Source organism: Aquiflexum lacus, from assembly GCF_015476655.1.
Lineage (GTDB): Bacteria > Bacteroidota > Bacteroidia > Cytophagales > Cyclobacteriaceae > Aquiflexum > Aquiflexum lacus.
This window is the reverse complement of record NZ_JABFHF010000012.1, coordinates 74,449-94,332: the sequence shown is the minus strand read 5'-3', so window position 1 is coordinate 94,332 and position 19,884 is coordinate 74,449. Positions and strand designations below refer to the sequence as shown.

Below are 19,884 nucleotides of genomic sequence, written 5' to 3'. Positions count from 1 at the left end.
TGTTATAATATTATTCCAAAGCTTAAAGTATTGACTTTGGGACCTTTGTCAGTTTGAAACATTTCGTTAAAATCGTAATTCATAAATAGGTCTACATCACCCACACCAATTTCGACTCTGCCGCCATACCTGAAGTCATTGGCAAACATATTCCCCATTTGAAATTGTCTTCTGCGGTTACCAGTATCATCGCGGTATACCAATTTTCCCCTGCCTCCCAATCTTAAGCCTGCATATGGACCTATTCCAAATCTGAATTTTCCATTATTACTCCGAATCGTAGGGATCAAACTGATGTTTGCATAGGAAGCAGAAATCTTGGACTTGATACCTGCTCCATCCTCAAATCGCTCAAAAAAAACACCATCTGGACCGCGTAAGGCCTGAAGATTTCTGTCTTCAAATTTAAAATTGTACCAGCTTACCCCTAGCATTGTTTTTAGACTGAAATTTTTATTTGGTTTGTAGGTGTAATAGGCATTGATAGCAGGATTCCAGCTTCCCCAAGGCCTTACAGCCGGGGCATCACCCTCTCCGATCCATGTGTTTATTCCTAATTCCAGATCAAGTCCGGTACTATGTTTGACTTTTCGATTGAAGTGTTTTTCTGTATCCTTATCATAGTACACTTTGGAGTTAGGAATGAATTCCCAGGTTTTTGTACCATCATCATTTTTCTGCACCTCTATTTTGGTGTCAAAAATTGAAAACACTGTCTTTTTGTTCATTGCGATTTTCACTGAATCTTCTACCTGGGCGAAAGCACAAGTAGAAAGAAAAAGGAAGGTCAAAATAATTGTGGTCTTTTTCATAGGTGTATTTTTTTAAAAAGGGAGTTTAAAATATCACCCCAAAGGTGATTGGGTTCAAGTCAGGCCCTGCGCCATCCTGGAAGAGTTTATTGAGATCATAAGTGCTGAAGAAATTAACCCTGCCAACGCCTACCTCACCTCGGATACCGTAGCGAAAGTTGTTGAGATATATCCCGGTGGCTAGGTGGTCTTTTCTACGTCCACCTCCTTCCAATGGCCTATATACATATTTACTCCTTCCACCGAGCCTATAACCTGCATAAGGCCCTAAGGCTACCCTGAATCCTTTTCTTCCCTGATCATTCATTTTGCCAAAATCCAATTTGAACAAACTCATGGCTGTCAGGTAGGATGCTGAAATCTTACTTTTGAATCCTGCTACATCGGTTCTTTGAATAAAATCAATCTGCCCGTCTCCACGGACTGCTTGAAAGTCACGGTTCTCAAACTTGAAATTATACCATTGTACTCCAAGACCAAGATCCCAATGGAATCCTTTGCTGATTCGCTGACTTGCCATCCAATTGAGACCCACATTCCAGCTTCCCCATCCTCTAACAGCGTAGGGCGAACTTGAGCTGGGGAATTGACCGTTCCCATCCAGGTAATTATTGATGCCCAGGTCAATGTTGAAATAAGTTCTGAATGGTGGATCACTTCTTTTCTTAGTACCGGTTTGAACCCTGACTTTGGTGTCACCACTAGTTTCATCCACAATGACCCGGATACCTCCAACATTAACTTCAGTTTCCTGGCCGTCTTCGCGGACTCTGACAACTTCTTTAGTTCCTTTTTTACCCTGTACTTCTACAACAACGAGTTCACCGGACTCCTCATCAACTGCTAAGTCTAGTTCTCTGATGATCTGATTGATGTTCATTCCTTTCAATCTTTCAAAATCCTCCTTGCTGTCCACGATGACAACAATTTTCCCGGATTTACCAAATTCGACAATGATGGTGTCATTCTGGACCAATAAGTCATCATTCACACGTCCATAGGCCAATTGTACCAAGCCTAACAAGCAAAACAATAACAAGTATTTTTTCATGGTTTATTTTTCTAATAATTGGTTATTTACTACGTTCTTTTCTTGGAACATTGCTGGCAAAGAGATTTTCCTTTGCATCCTGCAGGTCTGCAAATCCTTGTTCTACTTTGTTCAGAAATCCTCCGATTTTATCTACTTTTTCTTCAATTCCTACTATCAAACTCTGTTTGGCGGGTTCATCCTTCAAACCGTTGGATTTTATAATGACTTTATATTCTATTACGTCTTCATCGTCTTGTTCCTCAAGATTATTCATGGCTATGGCTTCTTCTAATTTTAATTCAGGAAGATCAAGTTCAGGAATACTGATCATCTGTTCCTGATTCCGTTCTGTCTGAATTGTATTTTCCGTTAAGAGTTCTTTCGGACTTTCAGTAACAGGCTTACTTACCATCTGTGGTTTTTTGACAGGAGTTTCTTGGGCTTTTTCCTTTTCAATTGTTTCCGGTTTAACAAAAACACCTTTGTCCTCATTTGTTATTTCCTGCTCAGTTAGGGATTCTGTTTTGTTATCTAAAACCTCTTCTTGCACAGGAATCTGAATGATTTCAGCAGTCTGAGGTCTTGTGATTTCAGCTGTTTTAAATTGCCATACCAAATAACCTGCCCCCATCAGCAGTATGATTGCGGCTGCGATTCTCATAAATGGATAATAAGCAGCTTTGCCTTTTTTGCCCAATTGGGAATCCAACCTTTCCCAAGCAAGCTTGGATGGTTTTACTTCATGATTCCCCAATTTTTCTTGGAAGTACTGGTCAAATTTTTTATCTGAATTAGCCATTGATTCTCCTTTCTTTAATTTGTTGATCGGCTATTTTTTGTTTCAATGTATTTCTTGCCCTGTTCAATTGTGATTTGGAAGTAGACTCCGTAATTCCCAATAAATCTGCAATTTCAGAGTGGCTGTATCCTTCGATGGCATATAGGTTGAACACTGTCCGGTAGCCAACCGGAAGTTCCTGGACCAAGTCCATCAGTTCCGCCGCTTCCATGTGATTCAGTTCATATGCTGAATCCATGGCTTCAAGATGGCTTTCCATATTGACCTCCATACTCAGGTTGCGGTTGTTTCTAAGGGTGAGCAATGATTGTGTGACGATAATTCTTTTCATCCAACCCTCAAAGCTTCCTTTCCCTTCAAACTGCGACATTTTTTCAAAGATCTTCATAAAGCCCTCTATCATTACATCTTCTGCAAGGTCCTTGTCTTTGACATATCGCATGCAGATGGCGAGAAACTTTTTGGAATAAGACTCATAAAGATGCTGTTGAGCTTTTCGCTCACCCTTGAGGCAACTTTTGATGATGTCCGACTCCGTTGTAAAAGTTTTTCTAAATAACATTATTGATGGCTTTCAAATAGGTAGATACAGGTCAGTAAAAATAGGTTGCATTGATTTGTGAAAAAAGGTTAATTTTTTTTTGAGAAGCGAGAGTCTAGACCTTTGAGGTCTTTTTCAGACCTCGAAGGTCTTTGGCCTTTAGTAACAAGAGCCAAGAAGCAAGAGCAAAGAAGCAAGAGGCAAGAGCCAAGAAACAAGAGCCAAGAAGCAAGAGGCAAGAGCCAAGAAGAAAGAACCAAGAAACAAGAATCAAAAACTAAAGCTTGGCCTGGTATCGGGGTGCTAAGTTTCAAGAAACAAGGAGAAAACAGTATCAGGAAATATTCAAAAAAAGTGTCAAGAAAAAAATACCAATTAGTGTTTTTATCAAGGAAATGATATTTTTATAGTTATGGCAGAAGATTTTAAAGAACCATACCTGACAACCTTCAACAGGCTTAGAAAATCCCTAGGTTTTTTGGCATTTACCTTGCCTTTGATTCTAATTGTTTGGGTCGCTATTTTTGGAGATTGCAAGACCATACAATCTTCCCTTTCAGATTATTATTATACGACCTCAGGGGACATCTTTGTTGGTATGATTTTCAGTATTTCCTTTTTCTTGATTGCGTATAAAGGGTATGATAGGGTAGATCAATGGTTGACAGGAGTAGCGGGGGTTTTTGCGATTCTAGTAGTTTTATTACCAACAGGTCAAAATATGGATGAACAGTGTAGCATCAGGGAATTGGAAGAATTGGCATGGAGAACTACTGCCCATAATATCCTGGCAATCCTTTTTTTCCTGATCTTAGCGTATATGTCCTATTTTCAGTTTACAAAGACTTCGGGAAATATGACCCCTCAAAAAGTTGATAGGAACAAAATTTACCGTATCTGTGCGATTGTGATGATTGTGGCCTTGGTACTGATACCGATATTTTCTGCCTTCCCCATTTTCCCAAAAGTCATTTTCTGGATGGAATGGGTAGCCATGGCGGCCTTTGGGTTTTCATGGTTGACAAAGGGGGAGTTTATTTTGGCTGATCTCCCAATGGAATAATGACCAAAAAAGCATTTGAGAGATATGAAAAATTACAATTTCCGCGTTCGAAAATGATTGTCAATGAAAGTCTGAAATTAGGGAAAATGGGTCAGCTTACAAATCCTGTGTTGATTGCTTTTAGGAATTTCGCTTTCAAGGCAATGCCTTCAAATTTGGCCATGAAAATGGTGGATAAGTATTTTTCATACCGTGTAACCAAAATTAAAATCTAAGTTCCACTACCTAATTTCAGAAGAAATGAAAAAGTACATCTTTCTATTTACGGTCTTTCAATTGTTCTCACTTGGTGTTTTTGCACAGGAAGATCAAAAACATAGACAGGCCATCATTGCTTTGATAGATGATTATGCCGAAGCGAGGGAATTGCAGGATACCATATTGCTAAAAAAAATCTTGATGCCGAATATTGACCAATTGGTTTCTTCCGGAGAGTGGAGAATGGGGATACAATCTGCTGTGGAAGGCATGCAGCGGAGTTCCATTGCGAATCATGGAAAACGAACATTAACTGTTGATAAAATCAAATTTATTACGGATGATGTCAGTATTGTTGATGCCAAGTATGTCATTGAAAATACAAATGGAATTAAGCGGGAAATGTGGAGTACGTTTTTGGTTGTATTTACCGATAAAGGTTGGAAAATCTCTGCTATCAGAAACATGTTACCTACACGATAGAAAAAATACATTTTTTTTGTACATTCCGACATGAGAACCCATATTTTGACGAGATCCTCGATAATTCTTGTTTTGGTTTATATTTTTTTGGGCTTGGAAACCAAAGCTGCCCAAAATGACAGTCTTACCAATACGTTACAATCCAGTATTCAGGAAAAGTCAGGTTTTCCGGTCTTAGGTGTAAATGGTGATACGATCTTTTTTGTGTATTCCCGTCTGGGAGCATCAACCCCACAGGAAAGAGCGCAAAATATCAGTAGTAAGATCAAAAAAATTTACAATGAGGAGTCTTTCAGCATAGACTCTCTCATCATACAGGAGGCTGAAAATTCGATTGATTTAATTTATAGAGACCTCATCATCACAAGTATAGTTTCATCAGATGCGACATGGCAAAACATGGAGATAATGGAGCTAGCCAATGAACTTAAAACCCAGATCTCAGAGTCGATTCTTGAAGCGAAAGAGGACCAGGAGTTTGTTAAGGTTTTGATAAGATCTTTACTTGTTTTGTTGGTCTTGGGCATTGCCGCACTTTTATATTGGTTGTTGGGAATCGGCAACACCAAGGTTTTGAATTATTTAAATACACATAAAGACAAGTGGCTAAGAAATCTAGCCTATAAGGAATATACTTTCCTTACTGCTGAACAGGAACTGCAGATGATACTTTTGGTCCTGAAAATTATCAGGGCATTTCTGTATGTGTTGTTGTTTTATTTCACTTTGTCAATTGCATTCAGCATTTTCCCATTTACAAGGGGATGGGCAGATAGGCTCTTCCAATTGGTTTGGTCACCCTTTACATCCATCTTTTTGGCGATTTGGGAGTATTTACCAAACCTCTTTACCATTGTGGTAATAGTTTTTGTAATGACCTATTTTATCCGCCTGGTAAAGTATATTTTCAAAGAGATTGATGCAGAAAAATTGCATATCTCAGGTTTTCATGCGGATTGGGCGATGCCAACTTATAGTATTGTCAGGTTCTTGTTATATGCTTTTATGTTTGTGTTGGTTTTCCCTTATCTGCCAGGTTCTGATTCCAATATCTTTAAAGGGGTCTCTGTTTTTATTGGTGTCTTATTTTCATTGGGATCCTCGTCAGCAATCGCAAACATGGTAGCCGGATTGGTGATTACCTACATGCGCCCCTTCAAAATCGGTGATAAGATCAAAATCGGAGATGTTACCGGAGATGTTATGGAAAAAACACTATTGGTTACACGGTTAAGAACTCCAAAAAATGAAGAGATTACAATCCCAAACTCCGCTGTTCTAAGTGGCAATACAACCAATTACAGTACTTTGGCAAGAACAGAAGGACTGATCATTCATTCCACAGTCACCATTGGTTATGATGTGCCTTGGAAAGAAGTTCATCAAGCGCTCATTGATGCAGCTTTGAGAACTGAAAAAATCCTGAAGGAGCCATTGCCTTTTGTTTTGCAGACCGGATTGGAAGATTTCTATGTTTCATACCAAATTAATGCCTATACAAGAGAGTCTAATCTATTACCAAGGGTATATTCCGAACTTCACCAAAATATTCAGGATAGTTTTTTTGAAAAAGGCATAGAGATTCTCTCGCCACATTACAGGGCAGCAAGAGATGGGAATAGGAGCACCATCCCTGACAGCTATCTCCCTAAAGATTACCAAGTTCCTAGTTTTAGTATAAAAATGGATAAAAGGGATGAAAAGTAGGTTTTTTAATTAATTGAAGAAATGTATAAATTAGTCAGAACAGATTCCAACAACCCTGATTTTAAGAAACTCGTCAAATTATTAGATTCGGAGTTAGCGATAACTGATGGTGATGAACATGCTTTTTATAATCAGTTCAATAAGATAGACAGCATAAAATATGTTGTGTTAGCTTACATAGGGGAAATTCCGGTGGGTTGTGGAGCGATTAAGGAATTTGATTCTCAAACCATGGAGGTCAAAAGAATGTATGTGGTGCAGTCACAAAGAGGCAAATGTATTGCCACTGGAATTTTGCAGTCCCTCGAAGTTTGGGCGAAAGAAATGTCTTTTTCCAGATGTATCTTGGAAACAGGGGTCAGGCAGCCGGATGCGATAGCTTTATATAAGAAAAACGCTTATTTACTTACCGAAAATTATGGTCAATATATTGGAGTTTTAAATAGCTATTGTTTTGAAAAATTACTTTAATTGGCGGACAAATTTTTTTAAAGAAAACCAAATATGATGAAACACGAATATGATGTGATTATTGCAGAAAATTATGCGGCATATAGGCCACCTCTGCATGATTTAATCTTGAAAAAGTGTCTTAAAGGATATCAGAAGTCGAAGTTCAAATTGGGTTTAGATGTCGGCTGCGGAACCGGACAATCCTCAGTTGCTCTGACAGGTTTCTGTGAAAAGGTCATTGCAATTGATCCAAGCCCTGAAATGCTTGTGATGGCAAAATCGAATCGAAGGATTAGTTATAAATCTTTTGATGGAAAGAATCTTGATTTTCCTGATGACCAATTTGATATCGTGACTTTTGCAGGCTCTCTTTTTTATGCCAAATCCCAAAGGCTTTTTGATGAGACGCTTCGAGTGACCAAAAGAGATGGACTAATCCTGATTTATGATTTTGAAATTATGATGGATGAATTTCAGAGAGATTTGGGAATCTTGGTAGAAAAGTCATTGGAGGGATACGATCATTGGTTGGACTTATCAGGTCTCGATACCTATGGGATTTCAAAACTCTTTACCCAAAAGGAAAGGATAAAAATACAAGTGTCTCCTAAGGAAATGACCCATCTACTTTTAGCAGAGTACGGAGTATATCAGGCATTGCTATCTAAATATCCGGATGTTATTCCCTTTGATATGGTTTACGGGAAGTTAAAAAACCTCCATCTTCAAGAACTTCCTGTTGATATTTTTTACACGCTATATAAAACTGAGAAATAAAAATAGATACCCCATGCTGTCAAAATAAAACCAAATTGAAAATAGCAGTTTTTGATGGGTGGCATTGAAATTCAATTATCTTTTCCAAGATTTCAATTTCAAATAGAATGATAACAGATTAAAGTTCTGTTGCATAAGTTGTACTCTACAAAGAATAGTATATGAAATCCCAAGGTTTATCTTTCATTTCCTTTAAATCACTGATTGCTGTTTTTCTTTTTTGTATTTCGATTGTCAAAATGGATTTTTCAATGGCGCAAGAAATGAGTTTTGAAGAATATAATCCTCCATCCACCCTTGTGGTTCCTGAAAATCCTGTTAAAAGAGCCAAGTTCCCCTTTATAGATGTGCATAGTCACCAATGGAATGTGGCACAGGAAACTGTGATTCGTTTGGTCACGGAAATGGATGAACTCAATATGGGTGTTATGGTGAATCTTAGCGGCAGAGGTTTTTCTAGGGGAGGTGCCAGCGATATTGATCAGCAGGAATACATGTTTTCCATGATCCGAAGGTTCAATGGTGTGGCTCCCGGTAGATTCATTGTATTTACCAATCTGTCTTTTACTGATTTTGGATCCGAGGGATGGAGTAAGAAAGCTGTTGCTGCTTTGGAAGAGGATGTAAAAAATGGCGCCAATGGTCTGAAAATCTACAAGAGTCTTGGATTTTCTGTCAAAGATATTCATGGGAAAAGAGTTCCTGTGGACCATCCCGATTTAGACCCTGTTTGGGCCAAAGCTGGAGAACTTGGAATACCGGTACTTATCCATACCGCCGATCCGGAGCCATTTTGGTCACCAATGGATGCCAACAATGAAAGATGGCTGGAATTGAAGATCAATCCGGGAAGAAAAAGAAGTGATACCGACCCCGCACCTTTTGATCAATTGATAGCTGAACAGCACCATGTTTTTGCCAAACATCCCAAAACCACTTTTATCAACGCACACATGGGTTGGATGGCCAATAACTTGGACAAGGCAGAAGCGCATTTGGAGAAATACCCTAATGTCTATTTTGGTATTGGGGCTGTGATCGCAGAATTCGGTAGACAACCCAGAAGGGCAAAAGCATTTTTTACCAAATACCAGGACCGTCTGTTATTTGCCAAAGATGCTTATAACAAAGAGGAGTTTTATACCTACTTCAGGGTATTGGAAACTGAAGATGAATATTTTCCTTATTACAAAAAATACCATGCTTTCTGGAGCATGTATGGTTTGGGTTTGTCAGATGAAGTCTTAAAAAAAGTCTATTACAAAAATGCAATCAAAATAATACCAAATATAGACACAAGTAGGTTTCCGGATTAATCTTAAAGGACAAAAACTTTCTTAAAAGGTTGATACATCATCTTTCTTAAAAAAAAATTAAAGTAAGTAAATTAACTTAGACCTGTTCAAATTATCATCGTCAACTTCCGTCTTCGGTCTACCGACTTCCGTCTCGGTGAGCAAAGGAATTTCGGTGACTGTCGTCGTTGCAGTTATCTATATTATATTCATATTCCATCAAAAAGCTCAAAACTTTCCAGATATTCAGGAACGATAGCATTCCAGCCCAGTTCTTCTTTGAGTCTTGTGGACAAACTCCCAGCTGCTTCTTTTTCACCATGAATCAGAAATGTCATTTTGGGACTTGAAGTGAATCCATCTGCCCACTCTACCAATTCATCTTGGTCTGCATGTGCTGACATCCCCTCAATATAATAGACTTTAGATTTGACGGGCACATCGATACCGTACATTCTCACTGTTTTCTCACCTTCCAAAAGTCTTCTGCCTCTTGTTCCTTCAGCTTGAAAGCCTACGAAAATAAAACTATCGTTTTCATTGGGTAATCTATGGTAAAGGTGGTGTACAATCCGGCCTCCTGTTGCCATACCACTGGCAGAAATAATGATTGCATCACCCCGGACTGCATTGAGAGACATGGAGGATTCCTGACTTCGGTAATAATGAAGGTTTTTGTGCGAAAAGGGATTGCAATCATCTTCCTCCAGAGTAGGGCTGAGTTTGTGGTATTTCCCAAATTTTTTGTATAGTTCCGTTACGTTGATGGCCATGGGACTGTCCACATAAATCGGGATATCAGGGATCTTACCTTTTTGCTGCAAAAGAAATAAATAGTACAAAATCAATTGTGTCCTCCCAACAGCAAAAGCAGGTATGACCGCAACCCCTCCATTTCTATAAGTTTCCCGGATTGCAAGTCCTAACTCCTCCTCAGGTCTGTTTGAAAGTTGCTTACGGTCACCATAAGTAGATTCCATCAATAAGATGTCAGCAAATGGAATTCTGACGGGAGGGTTCATGATAGGGTCGTGAAATCTACCCAGATCGCCGGAAAACACAATCTTTTTTTCCTGATACTGCCCCTTTACTTTAATTTTTAAAATGGCCGCTCCCAAAATATGACCTGCATTGAAATAAGTTATTGAAATGTTTTCATTGACTTTTTCCACCTGTTCCATTTCAATGGGATGAAGCTTAGGGAACACTTTTTCGGCATCTTCTATGGTATATAAGGGAAGTGGTTTTTCATGTTTGGAATAGCCTTTCTTGGTCGCAAAAGCAGCTTCTTCTTCTTGAAGTTTTCCTGAATCCAACAACAGAATTTTGATCAGTTCCATCGTAGGGTAAGTACAGTAAATTGGCCCGTTAAATCCTTCTTTGATCAGTTTTGGGAGGTAACCACTGTGATCGATATGGGCGTGAGTGATCATGACCATATCAATTTCTGAAGGCGGGATAGGGAAACTGTCCCAGTTTCTCAACCTAAGGTCTTTTAATCCCTGAAAAAGGCCACAATCTACCAAAACTTTATAATCATCTATTTCAAGCAGGTATCTAGATCCAGTTACAGTTTTGGCTCCACCTAAAAATTTTAATTTAACTTTCATCTATATTTTTGGGCTATGGTTTAGTTAAAAATACAAGAAATATTTCAATAATGACTATCTGCAACCTTGCCTATCATGATTTTTCTGTCTTTGTTGAAATAACTAAGTCGCAAGCCGCTAACTATTCCGTTCAATTTATGAATTTAATCAAACAATCAAAAAAAACAGGGCATCCTTCTAAGATACTCTGTTTTTTAAATCCGTATTTAGGTCAAAAAGGATTATCTGTTCATAAAGTAAGCCCCTTCAAATTTAGCTCTCGATAGACTGTCTGCAGTGGAAGTTTTTCCTGTATCCTGGCAGGTAAGGCAAAGCAGTCCGTTTTCATTGAAAACCCAATGATTTCGGGAGTTGACATCCCTTGTTTTATACCCATTTCTATGAATGGTATTCTGTATGATAGGTAATAGAGATTTATCCATGACAAATGGGCGGTCAAAAGGAATCTCCAAATTCAGTTTAAGACTTTGACCTCTGAATTTGTCCAATTGACTTAAATCCACACTCCTGTCCAGCGTAAGAACGGAATCTTTTACCGTAAAGCTGTATTCAAGGCTTTGTGCATTTTGGATTGCATCCTCATAATTTTTCCCTCTTGACTTGAAATTTTGAATCAGAATGGGCTGGCTTGCATCAGTACCTTCCAATTGAATACTTATTTGATTGGAAAGCCATTGATCTACTCCTATAGCAGATGATTTCAATACCATTGTACCTTCAGAAAATTCAAGTACTTGCTCGACGGAATGGGAGCCCTCAGTTTTAAACTGACCGATGACCCTTGGGATCTGGAATGCACAGATTCCAATACTCAGCAACCATATTCCTAATGCTACCAGACCGAATCTGGCGTCTATGATACTTCTTTGAACGAGTACCGATATTCCAAGTAATACAATTATTATTCCAGGTATCAGCACTGCTGAAGCCACTGCAAACGCAAGCCAAACCGGAACTATATCATTGATCCATTCTATGGGTATATTCTCATGAATCCCCCATACAATATCCCCATCTGGCACTAATCCGAAATAGACACCCAATAAGATCAAAGGAGTGATTGTAATACCCATTCCTATCAGAAATATAATCAGTCCAAAAATGACCCTAATAAAGGAAAGTAGAAATGTGCCTAAAGGACCCAAAGCTTCCCCGAGGGCATTGATCAACTTGCCTAGGAATCTGAACGGGGCAAGCAATACTTTTCTGGCCTGACTTTCTTCCCTTGGGGGAATTGGGTTCATGTTTTCCCTGATCGTCGTTTCTATATTGTCCAGCGTTATGGCACCACCCTTCATTTCTATCCGTTCGGTAATTGATTTGGCTACAGGTGTAATGATCCATAGAATAATATAGATCACAAAACCTGACCCACCGGCAAATATCAACCCAATGAAGAGCAACCTCATCCAAATAACCTCTATCCCAAAATAGGCAGCCAATCCGCTCGCTACCCCGCCTAGGGTTCTGTCATCCGGATTTCGGTAGAGTTTTTTAATGTTTTTGTCCTCAGGTTCGTCATAGGACACAGGAAGAATCACCCACAATACGATATAGGCAATCACTGCCCAAATTCCGAGGGAAAGATTGAAATCGAAATTCCATGGAAGGAAGTCCCAACCTGGTCTACCAAACCTTAGGTTGCCGCTGAATAAGAGGAGGATGGCGATCAATCTGGTCCAAAGTGGATCCACCGCAAGGTAATGAGCCATTCCTGCACATACACCACCAAGTATCTTCCGGTTTTCAAGTCGGGTAAGCTTTTTGTAGCCTTTGGTGTTTTGGTTGGGTGTAATATGTTTGTAGTAGTCATTGAATTCAGGTTCAGGTTTGGATTTTTTATCCTCATCCTGCGACAATTCTTCCTCTATTGCTTTGAAATCTGCAATAGTACCCATTTTTTCAATCAGACTGTTTACATTTTCCGATGTGATGACCTGTTTGTTGTTTTTCAGATTACTTAGAAAGATTTCAGCAATTCGGTTTTCTATATCCGAAATAATCTCCTGATTGTCCTGATAATGTGAGAAATGCCTGTTAATTGATTCGAGGTATTTCTTTAATGTGGTATAACCATCCTCTTCAATATGAAACAGGATACCACTGATGTTGATACTTATTGTCTTTTTCATGGCTTATTTCTTTGAGGTGATTAATTGGGTAGAACTGACAAGGGAGTCCCAGGTTTCATTGAGGGTCTCGAGAAATTCCTTTCCTTCATCCGTAATGGTGTAGTATTTTCTTGGGGGACCGGATTCCGACTCCACCCATTTGTAGGAAACGAGGGAAGCGGATTTTAATCTGTTGAGCAAAGGATAAAGTGTGCCTTCTACAACGATCATCTTTGCAGCGGTCAGTTCTTCGATCATATCCGAGGCATAAACTTCTCCTCGTGATATGATGTGCAGAATGCAGAATTCAAGCAATCCTTTCCGCATTTGTATCTGGGTGTTTGAAGCGTTCATTTGTTCTGATCGTTTAAGTTTTTCGGTGCTTGGACCTGATTCCAAGCTGTACCTCTTTTGGCGAAGAAATAAGAAAAACTGTACCAAAGTGTAAAATGGTACCTTGCAATACCATGTCACTTGTTATTAAAAGGTACCCTTTGAGAGAAAAAAAATAAAAAAAGTTGATTTTTTTTCAATAGAGACACATTTCTAATGAAATGGAATGAAAAGATTTTTTTTGAGCTTGATATGCAGTTTCTGTCAGTGGAAAAATGAATGTGGCTCAAATGGACATTTTTGTGTGCGTAATCGAACAGTTTTTTAATCTTTGTGCTAGTTTAATTTTCTTTGAATAGGCTTTTAACTTAAGTATTTATTTTTACTTTGCATCTGAATTTGAGACTCGATAAATGGTGATTATCAGGTGTTTTATTGGAATGCTGCTGTTTTTCAGTTTTGCTAAGCTTGATGCCCAAACTATAGCTCCGAAATATTCCAATGAATTTATGAACATAGGCATTGGTGCCCGTGCCCTTGGCATGGGTGGTGCGCAGGTATCTTCTGTCCGGGATGTCACTGCTGCCTATTGGAATCCTGCCGGCCTCTTGGGAGTTCAGCATCAGCATGAGTTTTCCTTGATGCATGCTGAATATTTTGCGGGTATAGCTAAATTTGATTATTTAGGATATACGACAAATTTCGATATAGATAATCAAATTGGTGTTTCCCTTATTAGGTTTGGAGTAGATGACATTCCTGATACCAGATTTTTGTATGATGCCAGCGGGGCTTTGAATTACAACAATATCCAGTTTTTCAATGCTGCTGATTATGCCCTGATCTTATCCTATGCCAGGGATGTAAGCGATCAGTTTAAATTGGGGGTCAATACCAAAATCATCCATCGTAATGTGGGGAAATTTGCCCAAGCATGGGGATTTGGACTTGATGTGGGAGGGATTTTTCTTTTGGAAGAATGGAGAATAGGTTTTATGCTTCGGGATGTTACTACCACTTTCAATGCGTGGTTTCATGATGCAGACATGGTAAGGGATATTTATTCCCAGACTAACAATGAGATACCGGTTAATTCTATTGAACTTACAATGCCAAGGGCTATATTCAGTATAACCAGAGACTTAGACATTACCGATGAAATCAGGGTGCAAGGTGTCATTGATTTGGATTTTACTTTTGATGGCAGAAGGAATACCATCGTCCGTACAGATATTGTGAGTTTCGATCCAAGAATTGGGCTGGAGGCAAGTTATAAAAATATGGTTTATTTAAGGGCAGGAGGTAGTCATGTACAGAGAATCAAAGATTTTGATGCGACATATTATATGTCATGGAAACCAAGCTTCGGTTTGGGTGTTTTTCTGAATGAAAAATTTCAGATTGATTATGCTTTAACGGATATTGGAGGAATTTCCCAAACACCCTATTCACATGTATTCACGGTCAAAGTGAGTTTGGAAAAACTTGACGGAAAATTCAGAATAAACAAAGGCTGGGACAATTGATATAAAATGCTGAAAAGAATCTTTTTTTTAGTTGTAATTGGTTTGACCATTAACGTTGGCTTTGCCCAGACGGAATGGATCGATTATAATCAGACCTACTATAAAATTGAGACGGCATCAGACGGTATCCACCGCCTCAATTTCACCAGCTTGTCCGCTTCTGGAATCAATCCCAATGTCATAGACCCCAGAAATATCAGGATTTTTCACAGGGGTGAGGAAGTGTCAATTTTCGTTCAGGGCGAGCAGGACGGCAGATTTGATCCTTCTGATTTCATAGATTTTTACGGAAAAAGAAACGATGGCACTTTAGATGTGAAATTTTTTGAAGATCCCTCTCACATTGGGAATATCAAATACAACATGCATAGCGATACCACTGCATTTTTCTTGGCAATCACTCCAGGTAGTCAGGGCAAAAGAATGGGTATGCGTCCCGCTCCCCCGTCAAGTGTCCCGGTTACGGGTACATATCATGGTGTAAGAGAGACTGTGTATTTTGAAAATTATAATTTAAGTTATTTCTATAATCCTGGAGTAAGGTTATCAGATTTTGAAGAGGGTCAAGGGTGGATAAGTGCCCTGATTTCCAAAACCAACCCAAGAACTATTGTTTTGTCGGATTTGGGTGAAATGGCTGCAACAGGTGAAGCCAGATTGGAATTTGGACTGGCAGGAAGAGCAGAAACTCCACATCTCGCACAGATCAGTGTTGGCCCTTCATCAGCAACTTTAAGGGAAGTAGGTACATTTGAATTCGAAAATTATCAGGCGATCAATGAAATGGTCACCTTTCAAGCTTCAGATTTTAATTCCAACGGGCAGATTTATATTCGAATTACCCCCATAGGTCCGGCTGCGACAGATAATATCGGTGTAACTTATATGACGCTTTCTTACCCCAAAAGCGTCACAAATGGAGATTTTTCTAAAGAAATCTTTGTCCTGGATGAAGGTGACAATGCTATTGAAATCAATAATCTTCTATCTAATTATCTTGCCCTTGAAGTCAGCGATCCAATCAATCCTGTTCGGATAGGTCTGGAAAGCGGATCCAACAGGATTAAATTTCAGTCAGGAGTGGCAGATAGGGGGTCTAGGGTGATGGTAGAAAATCAATTAGATATCAAAATCATCAGCTCGATGCAAATGGTGAGGTTCAGAAATTTGATCGAGAGGCATGCTGATTTCATTATACTCAGCAATAGGGCTTTGAGAAAGCCGGTTGGGAATTATGCTGACCCTGTTGCTGCTTATGCCGCTCACAGGGCATCTCCTGCGGGCGGAGGCTATGATACCTTGACTGTAAATATCGATGAACTCTACAATCAATTTACTTTTGGTGAAAGAACCCCCTTGGCCGTCAAAGAATTTCTAAGGGTCTACTATCCCTTGCACAAACCCGACTTTTTGTTTTTGATAGGTAGGGCTATGGGTATATTCTCAACTGCAAGGGCCAATAATACCAATTTTTTTTATAGACAGAATCCTTCAATTTTCGCTTTTCAGGACATGGTACCACCTGCGGGATACCCATATGCAGATAATAATTTCAGCATAGGCCTTGATCCCGAGAATCCCTTGGTGTCCGCTGTTTCGATTGGTAGGATTCCGGCCCGAACACCTCAGAATGTGGCAGATTATCTCGAAAAAGCTAAAGAAAAAGATGCAGCGGGTATCTCCGGTGATTGGCAGAAAGAAATCATCCATCTCAGTGGAGGCCTTACTTCTTTTGAACTGACACGATATTTCAACTTTCTCAACGGGTTCAAAACCATTGCAGAGGGTCCTTTTATGGGAGGGAATGTCACCACTTATAGGAAAAGGTCAAATTCTACCATTGAACTGATCGATATATCCAAGGATATAAATAGGGGTGTCAGCTTGGTGACTTTCTTTGGACATGGGGCACCTTCTGTTATTGATATTGAAATAGGTTTTGCTTCCGACCCAACCATGGGGTACGAAAACAGGGGTAAATATCCTATGATGCTACTCAATGGCTGTGATGCAGGTAATTCTTTTGGGAATGCATTTACTTTTGGAGAAGACTGGGTTTTAACGCCGAGTAAAGGTACCACCAATTTTATGGCACATGCCAATGTTGGAGTGGATGTTTACCTCAGAAGGCTAAGCGAATCCATTTACAACAAGGCTTTTTCCGACTCATCGATGATCTATCAGCCTATTGGCATTGTCAAAAGAGAAGCGGAGAAGTTGTTTTTTTTCAGGTATGGCTCATCAGTCATCAACAGGTCTCATGCTGAGCAGTTGGTCATGTTGGGAGATCCTGCAATAAGGATGTTTCCTGCTGATAAAGCCGATTATGCTGTACAGGAATCTGATGTGACTTTGGATAGTTTTGAAGGGGAGGTTTTCAATGCTTTGGCAGATTCCTTGAAACTTTCTTTTGTTTTGAAAAATCTTGGACGTGTAGATTTTGATTCTATAGAATTTAAGGTTACCAGAAGCCTACCTGACGGAACACAGATAAATTTTCCAGTTGAAAAGTTGGCAACTGTGTTCAGAAAAGATACTGTTGATTTTTCGATACCAAATACCGGTATTCAGGCTTTTGGGGAAAATATTTTTACCATTGAGATCAATCCTTCAAGATCAATTCCTGAAATGACTTTTGCAAACAACTCGGTGACAGTGACCAAGTTTGTTCCTTTGAGTGGGACGCTCCATCTTTTGCCTGAAAATTTTGGTATTGTCAATGATAATGTAATCAACCTGATAGCCCAAATCCCAGGTAAATCCACCGAACCAAGAAATATTGTCATTCAAATAGACACGCATGCTGATTTTTCATCTTCCCAGCGGAGAGAAAACAGGATCACAACCAGAGATCTTGCTATTTGGAATATAGACCTTTTTCAAAATGTGACACAGAAGGATTCCTTGACTTTTTATTGGCGTACGAGATTTTTGGAGCCAAAAGAAGGTGAAAGCCAGGATTGGACCAAAGGAAGTTTTTCCTTTATCAATAACGGACCAGAAGGATGGACCCAAAGAGAGATTCCGCAGTTGGAAAGTAACCAACTCACTAATTTGGAAATAGATAGGGATAAAAAGGAATGGAAATACCTTGATACTAACCTGAACATAGAAGTATTTACTTTTGGTACCCAAACAGACAGTCTTACTTTCCGGAATACACAGTTTTATTTGGAAGGTGTTCCCTACATTATTGACAATGTTAATAATGCCAATACAAGACTCTGTGCAAATGGTTCGCTAGGTTTGGTAGCATTCGAACAAAGGTCTCTGACCCCCTATCTCGTCATCCCTGTTACAGGCTTTGATGTACTGGATGGAAGGAGCTGCGGTAGATTGCCTCAGGTAATCCAAAGCTTAAGAAATAACTGGATCAATCAACCCGGACAAAACCTGTTGTTAGATTATATTGATGGTCTAAGAGATGGAGATTATGTGGTTATATTTTCAGTCGGTAATGTGACTTTTGAAAATTGGTCGGATGAAAATTTTGAAAAAATGAAGCAAATTGGTGCCAATGAGGCCCTTTTAAGAAATCTAAAAAATGGTGATCCGTACATTTTGTACGGTAGAAAAGGAATGAAGCCCGGAGAAGCAGTGGAGATTGTCGCCCAGAGGGATATAGAATTGGAAACCAATGAGCAGGTGATTGAATTTGAGACCAATCTCCAAGGTTATTTTACATCCGGAAGTATCATCACGCCAAGAATAGGCCCTGCCTCGGAATGGAAAAGATTCTACAATCATGTCAAAGCGAGAGATTGGTTCAATGAAGAACTTGCTGTATTTGATGTGATTGGGATAAGGAATACAGGAGAAGAGCAGGTGATTTTTGCAGATATTCAGGAAGGGGAGATTGATCTGGCGACCATTAATCCTGAAGTTTTTCCCCAACTCCGTCTTCGATATGCCATGGAAGATGAGCTTTCCACCGCGCCATCACAACTCGACAAATGGCAGGTCAATTACACCGGTGTACCTGAAGGAGTTTTGGTATTTAAAAATAGAGAAGATAAACGAACGCTGCAGGAAGGAGAAACTGAAATGCTTAATTTCGAATTCATCAATATCTCAAAATTCGACTTTCTTGATTCTTTGACGGTACAATGGGAATTTAACAACACCTCTCAAAAGAAAATTGAAAAATTCACAAAAAAAATCCCTGCTGTCAAAGCAGGTGAAAAACATGAATTCAGTTTGGAATTCAATTCCATAGGTAGGTCAGGTAATAATAAAGTGACGGTCTTTGCCAATCCCAGAATATTTCAGGAACTGACTTTCAGAAACAATTATATTGACTTGGAAACTTATTTTGTTGTCACTCCAGATAATAACATAGCAGTTTTAGATGTAAACTTTGACGGCATCTATATCATGGACGGAGACATAGTATCACCGTCAGTAATGATCAATACCTTGTTGAAAAACGACAAGTCCCTGATTCTGAAAAAAGACACCTTGGGTTTGGAGCTTTTCCTCAAAAAATCCTGTGAAGGCTGTTTGTTCGAAAAAGTTAATTTTTCTTCACCAAAAGTAGTCTGGACCGAAGCCACACAAAGTAACAGCTTTAAAATTGAATTGAGACCGGGTCCTTTGGAGGATGGTATGTATACTTTCCGAGTCGTAACTGAGGACTTGGGAGTAGACAAGCCCTATGAGATCAATTTTGAGGTGATCAATGAGGCCAGTATTACCAATTTCTATCCTTATCCAAACCCTTTCAGTACCAGTGTACGGTTTGTATTTACCGTAACGGGTTCCGAAGTTCCCGATCAGATCAAAATACAGATCATGACAGTGACTGGAAGAGTTGTCCGGGAAATTCTTCAGGATGAATTGGGTCCTCTTCGGATAGGCAATAATATCTCGGAATATGCATGGGATGGACGTGATGAATTTGGAGACCAATTGGCCAACGGGGTCTATATCTACCGGGTCTTAGTCAGAAAGAACGGTACATTTGTAGAACCAAGGGCTACAGCAGGAGATAAAGCATTTAAACAGGGTTATGGGAAGATGTATTTGTTGAGGTAGATGTAGGGAGAGAGGGTTGATTTATAGAACCAAGAGACAAGAGACAAGAAACAAGAACCAAGATTTAGGAATGAGAATAGAAAGAGGTTTACAGAAATAATTAGTCCTT

Annotated in this window: 16 protein-coding genes; 9 read left to right on the top strand and 7 right to left on the bottom strand. The window is 39.3% G+C overall.

All coding sequences use genetic code 11. The features are described 5' to 3' along the window. Window positions 1–2: 2 nt before the first annotated feature. Genes HMJ38_RS12505 through HMJ38_RS12490 form a run of 4 tightly spaced genes read right to left on the bottom strand, consistent with a single transcriptional unit; the run spans window position 3 to window position 3,206 of the window. Complete coding sequence (locus HMJ38_RS12505; protein ID WP_194974741.1) at window positions 3–812, bottom strand: hypothetical protein; 810 nt, start codon at window positions 810–812, stop codon at window positions 3–5. 25 nt (window positions 813–837) lie between these two features. After that, window positions 838–1,863, bottom strand: a complete 1,026-nt coding sequence (locus tag HMJ38_RS12500; RefSeq protein WP_194974740.1) for an outer membrane beta-barrel protein — start codon at window positions 1,861–1,863, stop codon at window positions 838–840. 22 nt (window positions 1,864–1,885) lie between these two features. Beyond that, entirely contained in the window at window positions 1,886–2,644 is a 759-nt protein-coding gene (locus tag HMJ38_RS12495) for a hypothetical protein (protein ID WP_194974739.1), read from the bottom strand. After that, on the bottom strand, window positions 2,637–3,206 hold the full coding sequence (locus tag HMJ38_RS12490; RefSeq protein WP_194974738.1) for an RNA polymerase sigma factor: 570 nt from the start codon (window positions 3,204–3,206) through the stop codon (window positions 2,637–2,639). Before HMJ38_RS12490 ends, HMJ38_RS12495 begins: the two co-directional genes overlap by 8 nt. Window positions 3,207–3,597: 391 nt before the next feature. Here HMJ38_RS12490 and HMJ38_RS12485 point away from each other — a divergent pair, with 391 nt between their 5' ends. The 7 genes from HMJ38_RS12485 to HMJ38_RS12455 all read left to right on the top strand — a co-directional run bounded on the left by HMJ38_RS12485 (window position 3,598) and on the right by HMJ38_RS12455 (window position 9,182). After that, window positions 3,598–4,248 carry a DUF998 domain-containing protein gene (locus HMJ38_RS12485; RefSeq protein ID WP_194974737.1) on the top strand — a complete coding sequence of 217 codons (651 nt, stop codon included), beginning with the start codon at window positions 3,598–3,600 and terminating at the stop codon, window positions 4,246–4,248. Further along, entirely contained in the window at window positions 4,248–4,463 is a 216-nt protein-coding gene (locus tag HMJ38_RS12480) for a hypothetical protein (protein ID WP_194974736.1), read from the top strand. Before HMJ38_RS12485 ends, HMJ38_RS12480 begins: the two co-directional genes overlap by 1 nt. A gap of 25 nt (window positions 4,464–4,488) precedes the next feature. Beyond that, the gene (locus HMJ38_RS12475) at window positions 4,489–4,929 is read left to right on the top strand and encodes a DUF4440 domain-containing protein (RefSeq protein WP_194974735.1); all 441 of its coding nucleotides are present in this window, start codon (window positions 4,489–4,491) and stop codon (window positions 4,927–4,929) included. A gap of 30 nt (window positions 4,930–4,959) precedes the next feature. Further along, window positions 4,960–6,636, top strand: a complete 1,677-nt coding sequence (locus HMJ38_RS12470; protein ID WP_194974734.1) for a mechanosensitive ion channel family protein — start codon at window positions 4,960–4,962, stop codon at window positions 6,634–6,636. Window positions 6,637–6,657: 21 nt separating this feature from the next. Continuing rightward, window positions 6,658–7,107, top strand: a complete 450-nt coding sequence (locus HMJ38_RS12465; protein WP_194974733.1) for a GNAT family N-acetyltransferase — start codon at window positions 6,658–6,660, stop codon at window positions 7,105–7,107. A 33-nt stretch (window positions 7,108–7,140) separates the two neighbouring features. Beyond that, window positions 7,141–7,866 carry a class I SAM-dependent methyltransferase gene (locus HMJ38_RS12460; protein ID WP_194974732.1) on the top strand — a complete coding sequence of 242 codons (726 nt, stop codon included), beginning with the start codon at window positions 7,141–7,143 and terminating at the stop codon, window positions 7,864–7,866. A 251-nt stretch (window positions 7,867–8,117) separates the two neighbouring features. After that, on the top strand, window positions 8,118–9,182 hold the full coding sequence (locus HMJ38_RS12455; protein ID WP_228780031.1) for an amidohydrolase family protein: 1,065 nt from the start codon (window positions 8,118–8,120) through the stop codon (window positions 9,180–9,182). 188 nt (window positions 9,183–9,370) lie between these two features. On the opposite strand, the gene HMJ38_RS12450 is transcribed toward HMJ38_RS12455, so the two are convergent. From HMJ38_RS12450 to HMJ38_RS12440, 3 genes are all read right to left on the bottom strand, one after another. Continuing rightward, complete coding sequence (locus HMJ38_RS12450; RefSeq protein WP_194974731.1) at window positions 9,371–10,771, bottom strand: MBL fold metallo-hydrolase RNA specificity domain-containing protein; 1,401 nt, start codon at window positions 10,769–10,771, stop codon at window positions 9,371–9,373. 221 nt (window positions 10,772–10,992) lie between these two features. Further along, window positions 10,993–12,903, bottom strand: a complete 1,911-nt coding sequence (locus HMJ38_RS12445) for a PspC domain-containing protein (RefSeq protein WP_194974730.1) — start codon at window positions 12,901–12,903, stop codon at window positions 10,993–10,995. 3 nt (window positions 12,904–12,906) lie between these two features. After that, window positions 12,907–13,236 carry a PadR family transcriptional regulator gene (locus tag HMJ38_RS12440; RefSeq protein WP_194974729.1) on the bottom strand — a complete coding sequence of 110 codons (330 nt, stop codon included), beginning with the start codon at window positions 13,234–13,236 and terminating at the stop codon, window positions 12,907–12,909. A 392-nt stretch (window positions 13,237–13,628) separates the two neighbouring features. Between HMJ38_RS12440 and HMJ38_RS12435 the strand changes: the two genes are divergently transcribed. Beyond that, window positions 13,629–14,741 carry a putative type IX sorting system protein PorV2 gene (locus tag HMJ38_RS12435; protein ID WP_228780030.1) on the top strand — a complete coding sequence of 371 codons (1,113 nt, stop codon included), beginning with the start codon at window positions 13,629–13,631 and terminating at the stop codon, window positions 14,739–14,741. Between the two features lie 6 nt (window positions 14,742–14,747). Then, on the top strand, window positions 14,748–19,775 hold the full coding sequence (gene porU2 / locus HMJ38_RS12430; protein WP_194974728.1) for a putative type IX secretion system sortase PorU2: 5,028 nt from the start codon (window positions 14,748–14,750) through the stop codon (window positions 19,773–19,775). Window positions 19,776–19,884: the final 109 nt, after the last annotated feature.

Excerpts from the sequence above, each read along its gene's own strand:
- HMJ38_RS12505 (WP_194974741.1), bottom strand. The coding sequence starts at position 812 with ATGAAAAAGACCACAATTATTTTGACCTTCCTTTTTCTTTCTACTTGT.
- HMJ38_RS12500 (WP_194974740.1), bottom strand. The coding sequence starts at position 1,863 with ATGAAAAAATACTTGTTATTGTTTTGCTTGTTAGGCTTGGTACAATTG.
- HMJ38_RS12495 (WP_194974739.1), bottom strand. The coding sequence starts at position 2,644 with ATGGCTAATTCAGATAAAAAATTTGACCAGTACTTCCAAGAAAAATTG.
- HMJ38_RS12490 (WP_194974738.1), bottom strand. The coding sequence starts at position 3,206 with ATGTTATTTAGAAAAACTTTTACAACGGAGTCGGACATCATCAAAAGT.
- HMJ38_RS12485 (WP_194974737.1), top strand. The coding sequence starts at position 3,598 with ATGGCAGAAGATTTTAAAGAACCATACCTGACAACCTTCAACAGGCTT.
- HMJ38_RS12480 (WP_194974736.1), top strand. The coding sequence starts at position 4,248 with ATGACCAAAAAAGCATTTGAGAGATATGAAAAATTACAATTTCCGCGT.
- HMJ38_RS12475 (WP_194974735.1), top strand. The coding sequence starts at position 4,489 with ATGAAAAAGTACATCTTTCTATTTACGGTCTTTCAATTGTTCTCACTT.
- HMJ38_RS12470 (WP_194974734.1), top strand. The coding sequence starts at position 4,960 with ATGAGAACCCATATTTTGACGAGATCCTCGATAATTCTTGTTTTGGTT.
- HMJ38_RS12465 (WP_194974733.1), top strand. The coding sequence starts at position 6,658 with ATGTATAAATTAGTCAGAACAGATTCCAACAACCCTGATTTTAAGAAA.
- HMJ38_RS12460 (WP_194974732.1), top strand. The coding sequence starts at position 7,141 with ATGATGAAACACGAATATGATGTGATTATTGCAGAAAATTATGCGGCA.
- HMJ38_RS12455 (WP_228780031.1), top strand. The coding sequence starts at position 8,118 with ATGGCGCAAGAAATGAGTTTTGAAGAATATAATCCTCCATCCACCCTT.
- HMJ38_RS12450 (WP_194974731.1), bottom strand. The coding sequence starts at position 10,771 with ATGAAAGTTAAATTAAAATTTTTAGGTGGAGCCAAAACTGTAACTGGA.
- HMJ38_RS12445 (WP_194974730.1), bottom strand. The coding sequence starts at position 12,903 with ATGAAAAAGACAATAAGTATCAACATCAGTGGTATCCTGTTTCATATT.
- HMJ38_RS12440 (WP_194974729.1), bottom strand. The coding sequence starts at position 13,236 with ATGAACGCTTCAAACACCCAGATACAAATGCGGAAAGGATTGCTTGAA.
- HMJ38_RS12435 (WP_228780030.1), top strand. The coding sequence starts at position 13,629 with ATGGTGATTATCAGGTGTTTTATTGGAATGCTGCTGTTTTTCAGTTTT.
- porU2 (WP_194974728.1), top strand. The coding sequence starts at position 14,748 with ATGCTGAAAAGAATCTTTTTTTTAGTTGTAATTGGTTTGACCATTAAC.